Source organism: Pseudomonas sp. B21-023, from assembly GCF_024749165.1.
Taxonomy (GTDB): Bacteria; Pseudomonadota; Gammaproteobacteria; order Pseudomonadales; family Pseudomonadaceae; genus Aquipseudomonas.
Window position 1 is genome coordinate 5,791,987 of the sequence record NZ_CP087190.1, and the last position, 19,121, is coordinate 5,811,107.

Genomic DNA, 19,121 nt, shown 5'->3' on the forward strand with positions numbered 1-19,121 from the left:
TCCTAGCAGGAATATCGTGGGTTGTGAGATGGAACGGGCCCAAGTATCTGCAGGCCGCATGAACACTCTATGACTCGAATGTGACAATTGGATGAAAGGCCATCACCGGTAACCGGGATGGCCTTTACAGGATGTTGCAGAGGGGATCTAGAGCGGGATTCAGCGTTTGCGTGCAAGCAGATAGATGCCCACCAACAGACCGACAGCGCACAGGCACGCCACATAGTAAGCCGGCGCCATAGGACTGAACTTCAGCAGCGCGGTCACCACCATCGGCGTCAGACCACCGAAGATCGCATAGGCCAGGTTGTAGGAGAACGACAGGCCACTGAAGCGCACCACCGGCGGGAAGGCCTTGACCATCACGTAAGGCACCGCGCCGACGATGCCCACGCACACGCCGGTCAGGGCGTACAGCGGGAACAGCAGGTCAGGGCGGGTCGGCAGGCTGTGGTAGAAGGCCCAGGACGACGCCAGCAGCGCCAAGCTGCCGACGATGAACACGCGCCCGGCGCCGAAACGGTCGGCCAGGCTGCCAGCGCCGACGCAGCCCAGGCTGAGCAGCACGATGGCCAGGCTATTGGCCTTGAGCGAGTCGGTGGGGCTGACGTGGTAGAGGCTCTGCAGCAACGCCGGAGTCATGAGGATAATCACCACGATGCCGGCCGACAGCAGCCAGGTGAGCAGCATCGACAGGATGATCGCGCCGCGATGATCACGCAGCACCGCGCGCAGCGGCAGCTCTTCGGCCAGGGCCTTGCGCGCCTGCATTTCGGCGAAAACGGGGGTCTCATGCAACCAACGGCGCAGGTAGACCGCGAAGAAGCCGAACACCCCACCGAGCAGGAACGGGATACGCCAGGCGTAGTCCGCCACTTCCTCGGGGGTGTAGAGCGTATTGATCAGCGTTGCCACCAGCGAGCCAAGCAGGATGCCCGAGGTCAGGCCGGCGGTCAGCGTGCCGCAGGCATAGCCGGTGTTGCGCGCCGGCACGTGCTCGGAGACGAACACCCAGGCTCCTGGCACCTCGCCACCGATGGCCGCGCCCTGAATCACCCGCATCAGCAGCAGCAGGATCGGCGCCCACAGGCCAATCTGCGCATAGGTGGGCAACAGGCCCATCACCAGGGTCGGCACGGCCATCATGAAAATGCTCAGGGTGAACATCTTCTTGCGTCCGAGCAGGTCGCCAAAGTGGGCCATGACGATGCCGCCCAGTGGCCGGGCCAGGTAGCCGGCGGCGAAGATGCCGAAGGTCTGCATCAGGCGCAGCCATTCGGGCATGTCGGCGGGGAAGAACAGCTTGCCCACCACCGTGGCGAAGAACACGAAGATGATGAAGTCGTAAAACTCCAGTGCACCGCCCAGCGCGGACAGCGAGAGGGTCTTGTAGTCACTGCGGGACAACGGCCGGGACGGCTGCTCGATACTGCTCTGCACGGAGGTCATCGCTGTTCTTTCTCTTGTAGGTCTGCGGACCGCTTGGCATGCGGCTTCTGGATTGAGTAGTCGGCGAAGATAGCAAATTGCCGAGCCGCGCTCATAGCGGTACAAAATCCATACAGATATTCATGAATGTGCGGTCGTCGCTGGCTGTGCAGGTATATATACTGCCCGCTCGTAGGAAAAGGTTGCTTATCCTGAGGGATGCTGTGCGAAAACGTCGGTCATTGTTGTCAGACTGTTTCGCAGAGTTTCCCTGAGGCCGCCCCCTGAAGCGAAATCAGCGTAGTATGCGTGTTGCTGAATCGTTTTTACGGCGTCCGTTATTGCGCCACCAACGAAGCGTCACGGGTCAGAGGCCCCACGGCATGATTGAGCTCGAACAAGAAGATCCTATCCCGCAAGGCGACCTGGCCTTGCAGATCACCGCGCTGCCGCGCGAGACCAATGGTTTCGGCGATATCTTCGGCGGCTGGCTGGTCGCCCAGATGGACCTGGCCGGCACCGCCATGGCCAGCCGCGTCGCCGGAGGCCGAGTGGCCACGGTGGCCATCGACCGCATGGCGTTCCTGGTGCCGGTGGCGGTGGGCGCGCAGTTGTCCTTCTATACCCAGACCCTGGAAATCGGCCGCAGCTCGATCCAGATGATGGTCGAAGTGTGGAGCGACGACCCGCTGTCCAGCGAATGGCGCAAGGTCACCGAGGCAGTGTTCGTGTTCGTCGCCATCGATGGCAGTGGTCGCACCCGCTCCGTACCTCGTCGCTGAGCCTGGCGAGCGGTAAACTCATTGCACGTCACCGGGTCCAACGGCCTGACAGACAATCAATGAGACGAACGCAATGGCTAACTTCACGGTCGAGACCGAGCTGCACGGCGAACTCAACTGCTGGCGCATCACCAGCGATCATGCCGAACTACTGATTGCCCAACAGGGCGCCCAGGTCCTGAGCTATCAGCGCCTGGGTGAGCCACCGCTGCTGTGGCTGAGCGACCAGGCCATCTTCCGCCAGGGCAAGTCGGTGCGTGCCGGCGCACCCGTGTGCTGGCCGTGGTTCGGTATCTTCGAGCGCAATCCCGATTCGGTCAAAGCCATGTTCAAGGGCGAGCAGCCGCCCGCCCACGGCCTGGTGCGTGGCCGTGACTGGCAGTTGTTGAGCGCCGAGGAACACGGCGACCACCTGCAGTTCGAGTTCGAATTGCCCGAAGCCCAGGGTGAGCTGCCGGGTTGGCCTCATGACGTCCAACTCAAGCTCCTGGTAGAACTGGACGACCAGCTGAAGCTCACCCTCACCAGCTACAACCTCGGCAATACCGATGTCACCCTGAGCCAGGCGCTGCACAGCTACTTCGCCGTGAGCGATGTGCGCCAGGTGCAAGTGGAAGGCGTTGACGGGTTGGCCTACATCGAAACACTGGCCAACTGGGAACAGCGCAAACAACAGGGCAGCCTGGGTTTCGCCGACGAGACTGATCGCATCTACCTGAACGCGCCTGAGCGACTGGCGATTGTCGACCCACACTGGAGCCGACGCATCACCCTGCAGGCCGGCGGCTCACGCACCGCGGTGATCTGGAACCCCTGGACCGACCGCGCCCGCGACTTGCCGGACATGGCCGACGATGGGTGGCAGCGCATGCTGTGCATCGAGACGGCGAATGTGATGGATGACGTGGTGGTGCTCAAGCCAGGGGCGACTCATGCGATGAGCGTGGCGATCGGTAGCGAAGCGCTCTGACCCGATAGTTTCAGCCGCCTGTACTGGCCCTATCGCCGGCAAGCCGGCTCCCACAGGATTGCGCGGTCGCCTGTGGGAGCCGGCTTGCCGGCGATAGGGCCTCGACAGGAAAAATACCTTACAGATCCGCGTCTTCCACCACCCTCACCTTCCCTGCCTCCAACGCATACGCCGCATCCGCCAGGTCATTGCTGACTTTCTCCACCTTCAAGGTGCCGGTCACCCACAGCGGCGTGTAAATGTCGTCGATCTTCAACCCTTTCGGATACCGCACCAGCACCAGCTGGTTCGGCGGCGGCGGCGGTACATGGATGCACGCCCCTGGGTACGGCACCAGGAAAAACAGCGTGCTGTTGCCTTTGGCATCGCTCTCCAGCGGCACCGGATACCCCCCCAGGCGGATCTGCCTGCCGTTCATGGCGGCCACGGTCTTGGTCGAGTACATCACCGCCGGCAGGCCTTTGCTCTGCTTCAGCCCACCCTTGGCGGTGAAGGTGCCCAGGGCTTCCGGGGAGTTGTGGTCGATCTCGGGCATCTGCTCGAGCGCCTTCTGGTCCGACTTGGGCATCAGCTCCAGCCAGTCGGTCTCGGGCAGTTCGGCATGGGCCAGGGCGCTGGCCAGCAACAGGGGAATGAGGAATAACGCACGCATGAAAATGCTCGGCAACTCAGGATGAATTGCCGGGCATTCTAGCGGGAATTCAGCGTTTCTTGATGAAGCCGTAGATCACCAGCAGGATGATCGCGCCGACCAGGGCCCCGAAGAAGCCCGCGGCCTGCCCGGCCTGGTAGATGCCCAGGGCTTGTCCGCCGTAGGTGGCGGCCAGGGAACCGGCGATGCCGAGGAGAATGGTCATGATCCAGCCCATGCTGTCGTCACCCGGTTTCAGGAAACGCGCCAGCAGGCCGACGATCAGGCCGATGAAGATGGTTCCAATGATGCCTATGGCAATCCCTCTGTGATGAACATGAAACATGCCAAAGCCTAGTCAGCGCTTTGGCATGCTGCCATCTCAGAGCGGCATTGCCCGGCAGAAGTTCGATCAGCCGGCGATCAACGCCTCTACTTCGGCAATCTTGGCCTTGAGGGTGGCCATGTCCTGGCAGCGCAGGGTGGCGTGGCCGACCTTGCGCCCGACCTTGAATGCCTTGCCGTAGTGGTGTAGGTGGCAGTCATCAATGGCGACCACCTTGTCCACCGCCGGCACTTCGCCGATGAAGTTGAGCATGGCGCTTTCGCCGACCTTCGCGGTCGAGCCCAGCGGCAGGCCGGCCACGGCGCGCAGGTGGTTCTCAAACTGGCTGCACTCGCTGCCTTCGATGGTCCAGTGCCCGGAGTTGTGCACACGCGGGGCGATTTCGTTGGCCTTCAGGCCACCGTCCACTTCGAAGAACTCGAAGGCCATGACGCCGACGTAGTCGAGTTTCTGCAGCACGCGGCCGACGTAGTCTTCGGCCAGGGCCTGCAACGGGTGCGCCTCGCTGGCCACCGACAGGCGCAGGATGCCGCTGTCGTGGGTGTTGTGCACCAGCGGGTAGAAGCGGGTTTCGCCGTCGCGGGCGCGCACGGCCACCAGCGACACTTCGCCGGTAAACGGCACGAAGCCTTCCAGCAGGCACGGCACGCTGCCCAGTTCGGCGAAAGTGTCGACCACGTCTTCGGGCTTGCGCAGGACCTTCTGGCCCTTGCCGTCGTAACCCAGGGTGCGGGTCTTGAGCACGGCCGGCAGGCCGATGCTGGCCACGGCGGCATCAAGGTCCGCTTGCGAGAGGATGTCGGCGAAGGCCGGGGTGGGAATACCCAGGTCGCGGAACATGCTCTTCTCGAACAGGCGGTCACGGGCGATGCGCAGGGCCTCGGCGCTCGGATAGACCGGGACGAACTGCGAGAGGAAGGCGACGGTCTCGGCCGGCACGCTTTCGAACTCAAAGGTCACCAGGTCGACTTCGTCGGCCAGCTGGCGCAGATGGTCCTGGTCACCGTAGTCGGCACGCAGGTGCTCGCCCAGCGGCGCGGCGCAGGCGTCCGGTGCCGGGTCGAGGAAAGCGAAGTTCATGCCCAGCGGAGTCCCCGCCAGGGCCAGCATGCGGCCCAGCTGGCCACCACCGATTACACCGATCTTCATGGGTTTCAGCCTCAAGCCTGACGCGGATCTGGATTGTCCAGCACGGTGTCGGTCTGCTCGGTGCGGAACTGCTTGAGCGCCGCGTGGAACTGCGGGTGCTTGGCCCCGAGGATGCTCGCCGACAGCAAGGCTGCATTGATCGCGCCGGCCTTGCCGATGGCCAGGGTGGCGACCGGGACACCAGCAGGCATCTGCACGATCGACAGCAGCGAATCGACACCCGAGAGCATCGACGACTGCACCGGCACACCGAGCACCGGCAGGTGGGTCTTGGCGGCGCACATGCCCGGCAGGTGGGCGGCGCCACCGGCACCGGCGATGATCACTTCGATGCCGCGGCCTTCGGCCTCATCGGCGTACTGGAACAGCAGGTCCGGGGTGCGGTGGGCGGAAACCACCTTCACTTCGTAGGGAATGCCGAGTTTTTCCAGCATATCGGCGGTGTGGCTAAGGGTGGACCAATCGGACTTGGAGCCCATGATCACGCCAACCAGTGCACTCATCGTCGAGCCTCTTCGCTTGTGCGCCCGCAGGCGCGTCAAAAAACAACAAGCCACGCGGGACGACCGGCGTGGCTTGTTTGCTGATCATGACCGGAATCTATCCGGTCGAGGGGCCGCGCAGTATAGCGTAACGCGAGGCAATCACGGCACCCCCGGCGACCAACTGTCGGCCTTATTTTTCGGGGGTTTGGCTGACTTTCGGGTCAACTGAACCACCCTCCAGCTTGCGCCACAGCAAGCGCACGTTGGCCTTGCGCACCAAGGCACAGCGATACAGGCGGATTTCCAGCGGCACATGCCACTGGCTGCCACCGCAGATCGCCAGCTCGCCACGCTCCAGTTCACCGCGCATCGACAGTTTCGGGACCCAGGCGATGCCCATGCCTTCGAGCGCCATGCTCTTGAGACTGTCGGCCATGGCCGTTTCATAGACAGTGGTATAGCGCAGGTTGCGCTGGCGCAGCAGCAAGTTGACCGACCGGCCGAGGAAAGCGCCGGCGCTGTAGGCCAGCAACGGCACGCTGGCCTCCCCCTCCAGGTCGAACAGCGGCTTGCCGTCGGGGCCCACGGCACACACCGGGAGCATTTCGGTATTGCCCATATGCAGCGACGGGAAGATCTCGGCGTCCATCTGCAACGCCGCGTCCGGGTCGTAGAACGCCAGCATCAGGTCGCAGCCGCCTTCGCGTAATGCATGCACCGCATCACCGACGTTGGTGGCGACCAGGCGCGTGGCGATGTTCAAGCCATCGTTGCGCAATTGCGCCACCCAGCGCGGGAAAAAGCCCGATGCCAAGGAGTGCGCGGCCGAGACCTGGATCACCTCGCCCTGGCCGCCTTCCAGGTGATGTAAATGGCGAAGAACTTCGCTCAACTGGTCGACAACGGTGCGCGCGGTGACGAGAAACAGCTGCCCGGCCTCGGTCAGCTCGATGGGCGTGCGGGAACGATTCACCAAGGTCAACCCAAGCGCCGCTTCCAGGCTGCGTATGCGTCGGCTGAATGCCGGCTGGGTAACGAACCGGCGCTCGGCCGCTTGCGAGAAACTGCGGGTCGAGGCCAGGGCACTGAAGTCCTCCAGCCATTTGCTTTCGAGGTTCATCGACTACTCCGCACTGCGTGCACCAAAATGGAACACGCTCGATTGTCAATCGGCGTCACATCAAACCGTATGCCGTTTGCGCATAGGTTAGCGTGCAACAGCATTGGCCGCAAAATCTGGGCAGCCCTAGCATTGGCGCCATTCCGGCAGGTGCCGGGTCAAAATCGAGATGATATCCATCATGTCCTCCGCTGCATCGTTCCGCGTCGAAAAAGATCTGCTTGGTACCCTTGAAGTCCCTGCCGATGCCTACTACGGCATCCAGACTCTGCGCGCTGCCAACAACTTCCACCTCTCCGGTGTTCCGCTGTCGCACTACCCGAAACTGGTAGTCGGCCTGGCGATGGTCAAGCAGGCAGCTGCTGACGCCAACCGTGAGCTGGGGCACCTGAGCGATGCCAAGCACGCCGCGATCAGCGCAGCCTGCGCACGACTGATCAAAGGCGACTACCACGAGCAGTTCGTGGTGGACATGATTCAAGGCGGTGCTGGTACTTCCACCAACATGAACGCCAACGAAGTCATCGCCAACATCGCGCTGGAGGCCATGGGTCACCAGAAGGGTGAGTACCAGTACCTGCACCCGAACAACGATGTGAACATGGCGCAGTCGACCAACGACGCCTACCCGACCGCGATCCGTCTGGGTCTGCTGCTGGGCCACGACGCCCTGCTGGCCAGCCTCGACAGCCTGATCCAGGCCTTCGCTGCCAAAGGTAAAGAGTTCGACCACGTACTGAAGATGGGCCGTACCCAGCTGCAGGACGCCGTGCCGATGACCCTGGGCCAGGAATTCCGCGCCTTCGCCACTACCATGACCGAAGACCTGCAGCGCCTGCGCTCGCTGGCTCCGGAACTGCTGACCGAAATCAACCTGGGCGGCACCGCCATCGGTACCGGCATCAACGCCGACCCGGGCTACCAGATGCTGGCCGTACAGCGCCTGGCTATCATCAGCGGCCAGCCGCTGGTGCCGGCTGCCGACTTGATCGAAGCCACCTCCGACATGGGCGCCTTCGTGCTGTTCTCCGGCATGCTCAAGCGCACCGCGGTCAAGCTGTCGAAGATCTGCAACGACCTGCGCCTGCTGTCCAGCGGCCCACGCACCGGCATCAACGAGATCAACCTGCCGGCGCGCCAGCCAGGCAGCTCGATCATGCCAGGCAAGGTCAACCCGGTTATCCCTGAGGCCGTCAACCAAGTCGCCTTCGCCATCATGGGCAACGACCTGGCCCTGACCGTCGCCGCCGAAGGTGGCCAACTGCAGCTGAACGTGATGGAGCCGCTGATCGCCTACAAGATCTTCGACTCGATCCGCCTGCTGCAACGCGCCATGGACATGCTGCGCGAGCACTGCATCGTCGGCATCACCGCCAACGAACAGCGCTGCCGTGAACTGGTCGAGCACTCGATCGGCCTGGTCACCGCCCTGAACCCGTACATCGGCTACGAAAACGCCACCCGTATCGCCCGCGTTGCCTTGGAAACCGGCCGCGGCGTGCTGGAACTGGTGCGCGAAGAGAAGCTGCTGGACGAAGAGATGCTCAACGACATCCTGCGTCCGGAAAACATGATCGCTCCCCGTCTGGTTCCGCTGAAGGCGTAACCCAGACCGCTGCAAACAGTCTCACCAGGTCGAGGGACTAGACACCTCTCAACCTTTCAAGGGCCCGAGCGCATGCTACGGGCCCTTTTTTTATGCACGGAACAGGCACCTGCTAAACGGCACACAACTTGCTCGGTAATGCTCCCCAGCTCAACGGGATGCCGAGCATGCTGCACAGCCACCTCACCACCCTCAACGCCGTTTCGCTGATCCTCCAGGTGTTCCAGGAAGACGGCGTGGACGCGCAGCACATGCTCGCCGGCAGCGGCATAGGCCCCGCAGACCTGGGCCACGCCGATGCGCGCATCACCACCCAGCAGGAACTGCAGGTCTGCGCCAACGCCGTGTCCAGGCGCCAGGACATCGGCCTGGAACTAGGCCGGCGCATGCACGTGTCGTGCTACGGCATGCTCGGTTACGCCCTGCTCTCCAGTGCCACTTTGGGTGACGCCCTGCGCCTGGCGCTAACCTTTCCGGCACTGCTGGGAACAGTTTTCCAGCTACGCCTGGTGGACGATGGCCAGCGCGTGTGGCTCAGCGCCAGCGACCATTACGACGCGCCTGGGCTGGCCGCCTTCAATGCCGAATTCTGCCTGCTGTCGCTGAAAGTGATCTGCGACGACCTGCTCGGCCGCCAGCTACCGTTGCTGGCGGCCCGCTTCGAACACCCGCGCCCGAGCTATCACGCGCTCTATGAACCTGCATTCCAGTGCCCGCTCGGCTTCGACGCCAGCGACAATGCCTTCGCCTTCGAACGACGCTGGCTGGACATGCCCTTGCCCCTGGCCGACCCGATCACCCACAAGGCCATGGGCGAACGCTGCCGACGCCTCAACCTGGAGTTCACCGGCCGCCAAGCGTGGCTGGGGCGGATCCGCCAGCTGCTGCTGCGGCAACTGGATGCCGCGCCTGGGCTGGAAGGTTTGGCACGGCAGATGAACTGCTCGTCGCGCACACTGCGCCGGCATTTGCAGGCGCTGGGCAGCAGTTATCAACAGCTCCTCGACGAGCTGCGCTTCGAGCGGGCCAAGCAGTTGCTGGCCGAGGACCAGATGCCGATCTACCGCATTGCCGAAACATTGGGGTTCAGCGAGACCGCGAGCTTCCGGCATGCCTTCCAGCGCTGGAGCGGCGTGGCGCCGAGCCATTTTCGCGGTTGACCGGTTGCGGACGGCTTGGCCACATCGATCCCCTTTTGGCCGTTTGCGACGTTCTCCAGTACCGGGCAGTCCGTAAAAATGGCTCCACGCCAGTGAATACGGAGAACAACAACGTGCTGACGATCTATTCCGATGACCACCGCCTGCACCATGGCCGCTGCGAGCTCATCGACGGCAAGCTGATGCCCTGTTTCGAAATGCCGTCGCGCGCCGACCACGTCCTGGAGCGCGTCAAGCAGCGCAACCTCGGGCCCGTGCAGGGCCCCGTCGACTTTGGCCGCGCACCGCTGCAGCGCATCCACAGTGCCGACTACCTGGATTTCTTCGAAAGTGCCTGGGACCGTTGGGCCGCGCTTGGCCAGGAAGGTGACCTGCTGCCGTTCACCTGGCCAGCGCGCACCCTGCGCCAGGTCAAACCCAGCGGCCTGCACGGCGAGCTCGGTTACTACAGCTTCGACGCCGGCGCACCGATCACCGCCGGCACCTGGCAGGCCGCCTACAGCGCCGCCCAGGTCGCCCTGACCGCCCAGGCTGCGATCCAGCAAGGCGCCCATGCCGCCTTCGCCCTGTGCCGGCCGCCAGGGCACCACGCCGCAGGCGAAGTGATGGGGGGTTACTGCTACCTCAACAACGCAGCCATTGCCGCCCAGGCCTTCATCGACCAAGGCCGGCGCAAGGTAGCCATCCTCGACGTCGACTATCACCACGGCAACGGTACGCAGGACATTTTCTACACCCGCAACGACGTGTTCTTCGCCTCGATCCACGGCGACCCGCAGGACGAGTTCCCGTTCTTCCTCGGCTACGCCGACGAGACCGGCGAAGGTGCCGGCGAGGGCTGCAACATCAACTACCCGCTGCCTGCCGGCAGCGACTGGGCAGCCTGGAGCGCAGCCCTGGAAGACGCCTGCCAGCGTATCGCCGCCTTCAGTGCCGATGTGCTGGTGATCTCCCTTGGCGTGGATACCTTCAAGGACGACCCCATCTCCCAGTTCAAGCTCGACAGTCCCGACTACCTGGCGATGGGCAAGCGCATCGCCCAGCTGGGCAAGCCGACCTTGTTCGTGATGGAAGGCGGCTACGCTGTGGAGGAAATCGGCATCAACGCGGTCAATGTGCTGGAAGGCTTCCAGCAGGCCCAGCCAGGAGCGTGAACATGACCCGACTCAAATGTCTGCTCGCCCCGCTCATCGCCACCGGCCTGTTCGCCGGCGCACTCCAGGCACACGCCGAACAGAGCACCCTGCGGGTGTACAACTGGTTCGACTACATCACCCCGCAAACCCTGGTCGACTTCCAGAAGGACAGCGGGGTCAAGCTGATCTACGACATCTTCGACACCAACGAAGCACTGGAAGCCAAGCTGCTTACCGGCAACTCCGGCTATGACGTGGTGGTGCCGTCCAACGTGTTCCTCGCCAAGCAGATCGAGGCTGGGGTTTTCCAGCCCCTTGACCGCGGCAAGCTGCCCAACTGGCAGCATCTGGACCCGGCACTGATGAAACTGATCGAAGCCAACGACCCCGGCAACAAGTTTGCCGTGCCTTACATGTACGGCACGGTGCTGATCGGCTTCAACCCAGACAAAGTCAAGGCCGTGCTCGGCGACGACGCACCGGTGGACAGCTGGGACCTGATCTTCAAGGAAGAGAACATCGCCAAGCTCAAGCAGTGCGGCGTGGCACTACTTGATTCGCCGTCGGAGATCCTGCCGCTGGCGCTGTCGTACCTGGGGCTGGACCCTAACAGCGGCAAGCCGGCCGACTATCAAAAAGCCCAGGATCTGCTGCTGAAGATCCGCCCGTATGTAACCTACTTCCACTCGTCCAAGTACATGGCCGACATCGCCAATGGTGATATCTGTGTGGCGGTGGGCTACTCGGGCAGCTTCTCCCAGGCCGCGAATCGGGCTCGCGAAGCGAAGAACGGCGTGGTGGTGGACATGCGCCTGCCCAAGGAAGGCGCACCGATCTGGTTCGACATGCTGGCGATCCCCAAGAACGCGGCCAACCCTGAAGATGCCCACACATTCATCAACTACCTGTTGCGACCAGAAGTGATCGCGCCGATCAGCGACTTCGTCGGCTACCCGAACCCGAACAAGGATGCGACCGACAAGGTCAGCCCGGCGATCCGCAACAATCCAAACCTGTACCCGACGGCGGAGGCAATGGCCAAGTTGTACACGCTCAAGCCGTTGCCACGGGATGCCGAGCGGGCACGGACGCGTGCCTGGACCAAGATCAAGTCCGGCACCTGATGTTTTTGGGGCTGCTCTGCAGCCCATCGCCGGCAAGCCGGCTCCCACAAAGAAATGTGCAATTCCTGTGGGAGCCGGCTTGCCGGCGATGGGTCGCAGAGCGCCCACATTCAATCTCGCCAGGCCTTGCGCAGGCGCATCAAAGCCTGCGCAATCTCCCCTTCTGGCACTGCCGCGAATCCCAGTACCAGCCCTGCCCTCGCATCCGCAGGCTCCGCGCTGTCCTCCAGCCAGTAGCTGCTCAGCGGAGTGACCTCCACCCCCACCGCCTCCGCCCGCGCAACCAGCTCCTGCTCCCGCGCCAAGTTATCCACAGCTACCTTCACATGCAGCCCTGCTGCGACGTCCGGCATTGCCCCCAGCCCCGGTACCTCCACCGGCCAACCGGCCTTCAGCACATTCCTGCGGGCCAACGCCGCCCGGCGCATACGGCGGATATGTCGCTGGAAATGCCCTTGGGCCATGAACTGCGCCATGACACATTGCGTGCCGACTTCCGAGTGACGCACCGACAGCGCCTTGGCCTGGCTGAATGCCCGCACCAGGCGCCTGGGCAGCACCAGGTAACCCAGCCGCAAAGCCGGAAAGGCGATCTTGCCGAACGTTCCCACGTACAGCACCCGGCCCTGCCGATCCAGTGCCGCCAGCGGCGCCAAAGGCGCACCGCTGTAGCGGTACTCGCCATCGTAATCGTCCTCGACGACCCAGCCGTCCTGGCGCTCGGCCCAGGCCAGCAACGCCAGGCGCCGGGCCAGGCTCATGGTCACACCGGTAGGGTACTGGTGAGCCGGGGTCACGTAAGCCAGCCTGCAATCCGGCAGCTCGGCCAGGCGCGCACAGTCCATGCCCTCTTCATCTACCGGCACGCCCCTGACCCTTGCCCCCGCCAGGGCGAAGGCGTGCCCGGCAGCGCGGTAGCCCGGGTTTTCCACAGCCACCCCGTCACCAGGCTGCAACAGCAACTGTGCACAAAGGCTGATCGCCTGCTGCGCACCACTGGTGATCACAATTTGTTCAGCACTGCAGGAAAGCCCTCGCGACCGACGCAGATAGGTGGCGATCAATTCACGCAACGGCAGCTCCCCTGCCGGGTCGCCATAACCGAGCTGCGCCGGATCGGGATTTCGCCAGAAACCCGCTTGCAGCTTGGCCCAGACCTCGAAAGGAAACAGGTCGAACGCTGGCAGACCAACCCTGAAAGCCCTCGGCGCGTCGCCTTTGGGCGGCGGCAAATGGTGCTTTTCCAGACGCAGCAATGGCTCACTACGCCCTGCGAAACTGGATAAATCCTCAGTATCAGGCGCTTCAAATGTGGATAAGTCTGTTGATAACCACCGGGATAACCCTGTGGACAGTTGTGTGGATAGTTTTCCCAGGCGGCTTACATAGGTGCCATCGCCTACCCGGCTTTCGATGAAGCCCTCGGCATACAACTGGTCATAGGCACGCACCACGCTGTTGCGCGACAACGCCAGCACCGCCGCGAGGTCACGGGTGGCAGGCAGCCGTGCTCCGCCTTCCAGGCGCCCATCCAGCACGCGCGCGCGCAAGGCCTGGTAGAGCTGCTGGCTGAGCCCGCGACGGCGATCCAGGACGATCCCGGCCGGATCGAAAGGCAACGCGTAGGTACGTTCGCTCATGGCATTGGACCTATGAAAACAGTCATGAATGGCTCTTACACCGAACCATTAGCCTGCCTAGGATGAAGCCACAGCACAAGGAACACCGGCATGTACAACAGCAAACCGCATCAGGAACATGACCTTGGCCGCCTGCACCAGCACATGCAGCACACCCGCCTGGCAACGCTGATCAGCCACGGTGAGCACGGGCTGCTGGCCACCCATCTGCCCGTGCTGGTCGCCACCGGCGAGGGCGAATTCGGCACGGTCTACGGCCACCTCGCCCGGGCCAACCAGCAATGGCAGGACCTGGCACAAGGCGCTGAAGCCTTGCTGGTATTCCCCGGCGCCGACGCCTATGTCAGCCCCGGCTACTACCCGAGCAAGGCCGACAACCCCAAGGTGGTGCCCACCTGGAACTATATGGCGGTGCATGCCTGGGGCCCGGTGGAGGTGATCCACGAGCCGACACAATTGCTGGACATCGTCAGCCGCCTGACCGACCGCCATGAGCAAGGCCGCGCAGCACCGTGGAACGTCGCCGATGCTCCGGCTGACTACCTTGACGGCATGCTCCGCGCCATCGTCGGTATCCGCCTGCCGATCGCCCGCCTGCAGGGCGCACGCAAGCTCAGTCAGAACCGTTCGGCGCAAGATATCGCCGGGGTCCGCGAAGGCCTGGCCGCCAGCGCCGACCCTGTGGATAACCAACTCGCCGCGCACATGCGCGACCTCTGAAGGAAAAACCCCATGACAGCCATCACTCTGCGCCCGGTTCGCGCCGAAGACCATGCCGCCTGGCTGCCCTTGTGGCAGGCCTATCTGCGCTTCTACCAGACCGAACTACCCGACGCAGTCAACACCAGCACCTGGCAACGCCTGCTCAATGCGAACGAGCCGACTCACTCGGCGTTGGCCTGGGTCGATGGCAAGGCGGTGGGGATGGTCAACTTCATCTACCATCGTTCCAACTGGAGCATCGAGAACTCCTGCTACTTGCAGGACCTCTACGTGGACAGTGAAGTACGTGGCCTGGGCATCGGCCGGCAGCTCATCGAGCATGTCTACGCCACGGCCAAGGCCGCCGGCTGCATCAAGGTGCACTGGCTGACCCACGAGACCAACGCCACCGCCATCAGCTTGTACGAGCAGGTCGCCGAGCGCCCGGGCTTCATCCAATTCCGCAAAGCACTGTAGGCCGCACATGAACGACGCATTGAACTGGAAACCCGCCGGTACGCCCAAGGCCGAGCCCATCGAAGGCCGTTTCATCCGTTTGGAGAAGCTTGACCCGGCGCGCCATGGCAACGACCTTTGGGAAGTACTGCAAGGTCCGGGCTCGGACCCAGCGCTATGGGACTACCTGCCCTACGGCCCGTTTGCTGAGCGCGCCAGCTTCGACCGCTGGCTGGAAGGCAACGCCGCCAGCCGCGACCCGCTGTTCTACAGTGTGATCGACCGCGCCAACGGCCAGGTTCAGGGCATCCTCAGCTACATGTCGATCGTCCCCGAACAGGGCCGCTTCGAGATTGGCCACATCGCCTTCGGCGCCGCCATGCAACGCACACCCAAGGGCACCGAGGCGGTTTACCTTTTGAGCAAGCTGGGCTTCGAGCTGGGCAATCGCCGGCTGGAATGGAAGTGCAACGACGCCAATGCCCGCTCCAAGCGCGCGGCCGAGCGCTTCGGTTTTGTGTTCGAGGGCGTGTTCCGCAACCACATGGTGGTCAAGGACCGCAACCGGGATACGACCTGGTATTCGATTACCGACGCCGAATGGCCGGCGGTGGCGGCGGGGTTCGAGCGCTGGTTGAGCGTGGATAACCAACAACCTGAAGGTCAGGTGAGGACGCTGGAGGCCTGTCGCCTGGGCTGATCTCATCGCGGGGCAGGCTCCCACGGTAATGCGTGGGAGCAGACTTGTCCCACAAGGCCATCATCTGATCTGACGTCGACGCGTGACCACGCCCATCTGCAGACCGAACGGCTTGAATACCGCATTCAGCGATTTGAGCGTAGGGTTGCCCTCCCCCTGTTCGATCTGGATCAATGTGCGGACCGAAATCTTGCACATCCGCGCAAACTGGGTCTGCTGCATCTTCGCCACTTCCGTACGCAGCCGCCTGACCGCTGCACCAAGCTCCAGGCTGCCGTCGGCGATGCCTTCACGCACACCGTCGATCAACAACCCGCGAGCATCAATGGATACCGTCATGCCAACCCCCACTCGGCTATCCGCCGCTCAAGCTTGCCCAGCGCAATAGCCGGGTGACTCATGACCCGGCTTGCCAATCCCAGTTCGCTCAGGATATCGGGCAATGCCAGCAACTGGCGGGCATCCTCGCGCAAACGCTGGTACGCCTGCTCCGGGTCAATGAACGTAGCAAGGGCGTTGCACACCGACAACCAGTCGATTTCACCAGCCCGCTCGATCGTCGCTGGCCATTTGGTTGTCCGTGTTACCCCCTCCTGATCCATCACCATCGGCGCAAGGTCATAGATTGGCGCCATCCGCACCGCATCGCGGGTGCGGATGATGGCAGTATTGCGTCCATGGTTGTCGGCGTTGCCCAGGATCTTGTTGATCAGGTCTCGGCGCAGATAATCCGTAATCAGCCCAGGCACCTGATCCGACTGCCCGGCCTCACGCCATAGCGCGACAAGGGTATCGATCACCTCCAGGTGGCCCATGCGGCTGCCGGGCTCGGTTATACCGCACAGCGAGTAGACCGACTCCACAGCTAGGCGCTGCACTCCCTCTGCGGACACCTGACGATCGAAGCGCTCCATCCAGAGGCTGGGCTTGCGGCCCTCCTCCAACGCCATGTGTTCACTGGCTACCGTATCAATACCTAAACGCTGCAAGGCTTTGTAGTAGAGGTGCTCGGCTCGCAGAATCTCCTGGTCATCAACCAGTGCCTGGTTTCTGGCGAACTTGATGAACCAGTGACGGCGGGCGTGCTCGTCGGCAAGCACGGCATCCGGGTACAACTGCCCGCTTTCGTCCTCTGTCATCAACAGCTTCGGCGCTTCACCGCCAGCACCGGTCGCACCGCCAATGGCCGCTCCCTGCTCATAGGCGTACTCGAGAAAGCGCTGATCCCGGGAAACGACATCCTCGCGGGTAAAACCGATGGGGTTTGCCAGATCCAGTTGCTCGAAGGACTCCTTGATACGCAGGTTACCAATCGGCGCAGGGGTGGAGCGCGCAAGCAGAAACAGGTCTTCTCCCATGCCAGCCGGCCTCTCGCGGCCAATATGCTTGAGCAGGAAGCGTTTGGCGGCACCGGCAGGGGCGATGTCGTAAAGGAATGCAGGGGCGTGGGGCAGGCGATGGCTGCCAAAATCCACCGGCAGCCTTGCACTCGCCGCTTGGCAGAATAGGCTGTCATAGCCATCTGGATTCGCCCTGACGTAGTCGGACAGGTAGCCAAACTCGCAAGGGCTGGCGAGGCTGTGCTCCGGCTGTGCGAAGGTCATTGCCAGGGCGTCCTGCCACTTGCCGTAGACATGGAGCTGGAGCGTAAGTCTGTGCATGGGCCGCCTGTGATTGACTGCATGTGAACGGGTCAACCATTCATTCGATATGCAGCTTAGTGCAGATTTTTACAGAAACTCAATAAATAATCTGCATTAAAATGCATAAATTATAAAACCACACATCTAATTCTGCAAAATAGTGCAGATTGAATGACAAAAAAAGGGGAGCATCCGCTCCCCAGAGGTTAACCGCTTGTAGATGAAGGCTTCTGTCAGCCTTCAATCTCGATCAGGATTTCGCCCGGGGTCACCCGGTCGCCCTTGGCCACGTGGATGGCCACGACCTTGCCGGCGATCGCCGCCTGCACTTCGGTCTCCATCTTCATCGCCTCGGTGATCAGCACCGCCTGGCCGGCCTTGACCACGTCGCCTTCCTTGACCAGCACATCGACGATGTTGCCCGGCATGCTGGTGCTGACGTGGCCCGGCGCGCTGGCCTGCTTGCGCTTGCTGCCGCCACCGCCGACGAATTCGTTGAGCGGCTCGAACACCACTTCTTCCGGCATGCCGTCGATGGACAGGTAGAAGTGGCGCTTGCCTTCGGCCTTCACGCCGACACCGGTGATGTCGACGCGGTAGGTTTCACCGTGGACATCGATGACGAACTCGGTCGGCACGCCTTCACCGCCCACCGCCCCCACCGCGCCGGCTTCCGGAATCGGCAGCAAGGCTTCTGGCTTGAGGGTGCCGGCTTCACGCTCCTCGAGGAACTTGCGGCCGATGTCGGGGAACATGGCGAAGGTCAGCACGTCCTCCTCGGAGTGCGCGAGGCTGCCGATGTCGGCGCGCAGCTTGGCCATCTCCGGCTTGAGCAGGTCGGCCGGGCGCACGTCGATCACGTCCTCGCTGCCGATCGCCTGACGGCGCAATTGCTCGTTGACCACACCGGGGGCTTTGCCGTAGCCGCCTTGCAGGTACAGCTTCACTTCATTGGTGATGGTCTTGTAGCGCTCGCCGGCCAGCACGTTGAAGAACGCCTGGGTGCCAACGATCTGCGAGGTCGGGGTCACCAGCGGCGGGAAGCCAAGGTCTTCGCGCACCCGCGGGATCTCCGCCAGCACCTCGTTCATGCGGTTGAGCGCGCCCTGCTCCTTGAGCTGGTTGGCCAGGTTGGAAATCATCCCGCCCGGTACCTGGTTGACCTGCACGCGGGTGTCCACGGCGGTGAACTCGCTTTCGAACTGGTGGTACTTCTTGCGCACGGCGTAGAAGTACAGGCCGATCTCCTGCAGCAGCTCGAGGTCCAGGCCGGTGTCGAACTCGCTGCCCTTGAGCGCGGCGACCATCGACTCGGTGCCCGGGTGGCTGGTGCCCCAGGCGAAGCTGGAGATCGCGGTGTCGATATGGTCGACGCCGTTCTCGACGGCCTTGAGCTGGCACATCGCGGCCAGGCCAGCAGTGTCGTGGGAGTGGATGAACACCGGCAATGACTGCTCGGCTTTAAGTGCCTTGACCAACTCGCCGGTGGCGAACGGGGTCAACAGGCCAGCCATGTCCTTGATCGCCACCGAGTCGCAACCCATGGCTTCCATCTGCTTGGCCTGCTGCACGAAGGCATCGACGGTATGCACCGGGCTGGTGGTGTAGGCGATGGTGCCCTGGGCGTGCTTGCCAGCGGCTTTCACCGCCTCGATGGCCACGCGCAAGTTACGCACGTCATTCATGGCGTCGAAGATGCGGAACACGTCGATGCCATTGACCGCAGCCTTGGCCACGAAGGCCTTGACCACGTCGTCACTGTAATGGCGGTAGCCCAGCAGGTTCTGCCCACGCAGGAGCATCTGCAGACGGGTGTTGGGCAGCGCGGCACGCAGCTTGCGCAGGCGCTCCCACGGGTCTTCCTTGAGGAAGCGCACGCAGGCGTCGAAGGTGGCGCCGCCCCAGACTTCCAGCGACCAGTAGCCGACCTTGTCGAGCTTGTCGCAGATCGGCAGCATGTCTTCGGTGCGCATGCGGGTGGCCAGCAGGGACTGGTGGGCGTCACGCAGGATCGTGTCGGTAACAAAGATTTTCTTGGACATT

19 protein-coding genes are annotated in these 19,121 nt (G+C 63.0%); 9 read left to right on the forward strand and 10 right to left on the reverse strand.

Annotated features, from left to right (window positions below; genetic code table 11):
* Nucleotides 1–159: 159 nt before the first annotated feature.
* Nucleotides 160–1,449, reverse strand: coding sequence for an MFS transporter (locus LOY42_RS26075; protein ID WP_258599648.1), 1,290 nt, complete (start codon nt 1,447–1,449; stop codon nt 160–162).
* A 362-nt stretch (nt 1,450–1,811) separates the two neighbouring features.
* Here LOY42_RS26075 and LOY42_RS26080 point away from each other — a divergent pair, with 362 nt between their 5' ends.
* On the forward strand, nt 1,812–2,210 hold the full coding sequence (locus tag LOY42_RS26080; protein WP_003253317.1) for an acyl-CoA thioesterase: 399 nt from the start codon (nt 1,812–1,814) through the stop codon (nt 2,208–2,210).
* Between the two features lie 73 nt (nt 2,211–2,283).
* Nucleotides 2,284–3,180: a D-hexose-6-phosphate mutarotase gene (locus LOY42_RS26085; RefSeq protein ID WP_258599649.1), complete on the forward strand. Its 897-nt coding sequence runs from the start codon at nt 2,284–2,286 to the stop codon at nt 3,178–3,180.
* 118 nt (nt 3,181–3,298) lie between these two features.
* Here LOY42_RS26085 and LOY42_RS26090 read toward each other — a convergent pair whose 3' ends face one another.
* The 5 genes from LOY42_RS26090 to LOY42_RS26110 form a co-directional block, all read right to left on the reverse strand.
* Entirely contained in the window at nt 3,299–3,832 is a 534-nt protein-coding gene (locus LOY42_RS26090; RefSeq protein WP_173862461.1) for a DUF3299 domain-containing protein, read from the reverse strand.
* Nucleotides 3,833–3,881: 49 nt separating this feature from the next.
* Nucleotides 3,882–4,127, reverse strand: coding sequence for a GlsB/YeaQ/YmgE family stress response membrane protein (locus tag LOY42_RS26095; protein WP_023629866.1), 246 nt, complete (start codon nt 4,125–4,127; stop codon nt 3,882–3,884).
* 96 nt (nt 4,128–4,223) lie between these two features.
* On the reverse strand, nt 4,224–5,306 hold the full coding sequence (locus LOY42_RS26100; protein WP_046857612.1) for a 5-(carboxyamino)imidazole ribonucleotide synthase: 1,083 nt from the start codon (nt 5,304–5,306) through the stop codon (nt 4,224–4,226).
* Between the two features lie 11 nt (nt 5,307–5,317).
* A complete protein-coding gene (gene purE / locus LOY42_RS26105; RefSeq protein ID WP_031314848.1) occupies nt 5,318–5,809 on the reverse strand; it encodes a 5-(carboxyamino)imidazole ribonucleotide mutase in 492 nt (163 codons plus the stop codon).
* Nucleotides 5,810–5,981: 172 nt separating this feature from the next.
* Nucleotides 5,982–6,911 (reverse strand): LysR substrate-binding domain-containing protein, encoded by a 930-nt coding sequence (locus LOY42_RS26110; protein ID WP_023629864.1) that lies wholly within the window; start codon nt 6,909–6,911, stop codon nt 5,982–5,984.
* 181 nt (nt 6,912–7,092) lie between these two features.
* Here LOY42_RS26110 and aspA point away from each other — a divergent pair, with 181 nt between their 5' ends.
* From aspA to LOY42_RS26130, 4 genes are all read left to right on the forward strand, one after another.
* On the forward strand, nt 7,093–8,517 hold the full coding sequence (aspA, locus tag LOY42_RS26115; protein WP_031314847.1) for an aspartate ammonia-lyase: 1,425 nt from the start codon (nt 7,093–7,095) through the stop codon (nt 8,515–8,517).
* 167 nt (nt 8,518–8,684) lie between these two features.
* Nucleotides 8,685–9,677, forward strand: a complete 993-nt coding sequence (locus LOY42_RS26120) for an AraC family transcriptional regulator (protein WP_139674817.1) — start codon at nt 8,685–8,687, stop codon at nt 9,675–9,677.
* Between the two features lie 113 nt (nt 9,678–9,790).
* Nucleotides 9,791–10,831, forward strand: coding sequence for a histone deacetylase family protein (locus tag LOY42_RS26125; protein WP_139674814.1), 1,041 nt, complete (start codon nt 9,791–9,793; stop codon nt 10,829–10,831).
* Between the two features lie 2 nt (nt 10,832–10,833).
* Nucleotides 10,834–11,937: an extracellular solute-binding protein gene (locus tag LOY42_RS26130; RefSeq protein ID WP_139674811.1), complete on the forward strand. Its 1,104-nt coding sequence runs from the start codon at nt 10,834–10,836 to the stop codon at nt 11,935–11,937.
* Between the two features lie 110 nt (nt 11,938–12,047).
* Here LOY42_RS26130 and LOY42_RS26135 read toward each other — a convergent pair whose 3' ends face one another.
* Complete coding sequence (locus LOY42_RS26135; RefSeq protein WP_139674808.1) at nt 12,048–13,577, reverse strand: PLP-dependent aminotransferase family protein; 1,530 nt, start codon at nt 13,575–13,577, stop codon at nt 12,048–12,050.
* 90 nt (nt 13,578–13,667) lie between these two features.
* On the opposite strand from LOY42_RS26135, the gene LOY42_RS26140 reads away from it, so the two are divergent.
* Genes LOY42_RS26140 through LOY42_RS26150 form a run of 3 tightly spaced genes read left to right on the forward strand, consistent with a single transcriptional unit; the run spans nt 13,668 to nt 15,435 of the window.
* Complete coding sequence (locus tag LOY42_RS26140) at nt 13,668–14,297, forward strand: FMN-binding negative transcriptional regulator (RefSeq protein WP_139674805.1); 630 nt, start codon at nt 13,668–13,670, stop codon at nt 14,295–14,297.
* A 12-nt stretch (nt 14,298–14,309) separates the two neighbouring features.
* Nucleotides 14,310–14,756, forward strand: a complete 447-nt coding sequence (locus tag LOY42_RS26145; protein WP_139674802.1) for a GNAT family N-acetyltransferase — start codon at nt 14,310–14,312, stop codon at nt 14,754–14,756.
* 7 nt (nt 14,757–14,763) lie between these two features.
* On the forward strand, nt 14,764–15,435 hold the full coding sequence (locus tag LOY42_RS26150) for a GNAT family N-acetyltransferase (protein WP_139674799.1): 672 nt from the start codon (nt 14,764–14,766) through the stop codon (nt 15,433–15,435).
* Nucleotides 15,436–15,495: 60 nt separating this feature from the next.
* On the opposite strand, the gene LOY42_RS26155 is transcribed toward LOY42_RS26150, so the two are convergent.
* The 3 genes from LOY42_RS26155 to oadA all read right to left on the reverse strand — a co-directional run bounded on the left by LOY42_RS26155 (nt 15,496) and on the right by oadA (nt 19,120).
* Nucleotides 15,496–15,774 (reverse strand): helix-turn-helix domain-containing protein, encoded by a 279-nt coding sequence (locus LOY42_RS26155; RefSeq protein WP_102685425.1) that lies wholly within the window; start codon nt 15,772–15,774, stop codon nt 15,496–15,498.
* A complete protein-coding gene (locus LOY42_RS26160; RefSeq protein ID WP_198754113.1) occupies nt 15,771–17,096 on the reverse strand; it encodes a type II toxin-antitoxin system HipA family toxin in 1,326 nt (441 codons plus the stop codon). Before LOY42_RS26160 ends, LOY42_RS26155 begins: the two co-directional genes overlap by 4 nt.
* A gap of 215 nt (nt 17,097–17,311) precedes the next feature.
* On the reverse strand, nt 17,312–19,120 hold the full coding sequence (gene oadA, locus LOY42_RS26165) for a sodium-extruding oxaloacetate decarboxylase subunit alpha (RefSeq protein WP_102685427.1): 1,809 nt from the start codon (nt 19,118–19,120) through the stop codon (nt 17,312–17,314).
* Nucleotide 19,121: the final 1 nt, after the last annotated feature.

Excerpts from the sequence above, each read along its gene's own strand:
- LOY42_RS26135 (WP_139674808.1), bottom strand. The coding sequence starts at position 13,577 with ATGAGCGAACGTACCTACGCGTTGCCTTTCGATCCGGCCGGGATCGTC.
- aspA (WP_031314847.1), top strand. The coding sequence starts at position 7,093 with ATGTCCTCCGCTGCATCGTTCCGCGTCGAAAAAGATCTGCTTGGTACC.
- LOY42_RS26080 (WP_003253317.1), top strand. The coding sequence starts at position 1,812 with ATGATTGAGCTCGAACAAGAAGATCCTATCCCGCAAGGCGACCTGGCC.
- LOY42_RS26130 (WP_139674811.1), top strand. The coding sequence starts at position 10,834 with ATGACCCGACTCAAATGTCTGCTCGCCCCGCTCATCGCCACCGGCCTG.
- LOY42_RS26150 (WP_139674799.1), top strand. The coding sequence starts at position 14,764 with ATGAACGACGCATTGAACTGGAAACCCGCCGGTACGCCCAAGGCCGAG.
- LOY42_RS26155 (WP_102685425.1), bottom strand. The coding sequence starts at position 15,774 with ATGACGGTATCCATTGATGCTCGCGGGTTGTTGATCGACGGTGTGCGT.
- LOY42_RS26075 (WP_258599648.1), bottom strand. The coding sequence starts at position 1,449 with ATGACCTCCGTGCAGAGCAGTATCGAGCAGCCGTCCCGGCCGTTGTCC.
- LOY42_RS26140 (WP_139674805.1), top strand. The coding sequence starts at position 13,668 with ATGTACAACAGCAAACCGCATCAGGAACATGACCTTGGCCGCCTGCAC.
- LOY42_RS26090 (WP_173862461.1), bottom strand. The coding sequence starts at position 3,832 with ATGCGTGCGTTATTCCTCATTCCCCTGTTGCTGGCCAGCGCCCTGGCC.
- LOY42_RS26160 (WP_198754113.1), bottom strand. The coding sequence starts at position 17,096 with ATGCACAGACTTACGCTCCAGCTCCATGTCTACGGCAAGTGGCAGGAC.
- LOY42_RS26145 (WP_139674802.1), top strand. The coding sequence starts at position 14,310 with ATGACAGCCATCACTCTGCGCCCGGTTCGCGCCGAAGACCATGCCGCC.
- LOY42_RS26100 (WP_046857612.1), bottom strand. The coding sequence starts at position 5,306 with ATGAAGATCGGTGTAATCGGTGGTGGCCAGCTGGGCCGCATGCTGGCC.
- purE (WP_031314848.1), bottom strand. The coding sequence starts at position 5,809 with ATGAGTGCACTGGTTGGCGTGATCATGGGCTCCAAGTCCGATTGGTCC.
- LOY42_RS26120 (WP_139674817.1), top strand. The coding sequence starts at position 8,685 with ATGCTGCACAGCCACCTCACCACCCTCAACGCCGTTTCGCTGATCCTC.
- LOY42_RS26110 (WP_023629864.1), bottom strand. The coding sequence starts at position 6,911 with ATGAACCTCGAAAGCAAATGGCTGGAGGACTTCAGTGCCCTGGCCTCG.
- LOY42_RS26085 (WP_258599649.1), top strand. The coding sequence starts at position 2,284 with ATGGCTAACTTCACGGTCGAGACCGAGCTGCACGGCGAACTCAACTGC.
- oadA (WP_102685427.1), bottom strand. The coding sequence starts at position 19,120 with ATGTCCAAGAAAATCTTTGTTACCGACACGATCCTGCGTGACGCCCAC.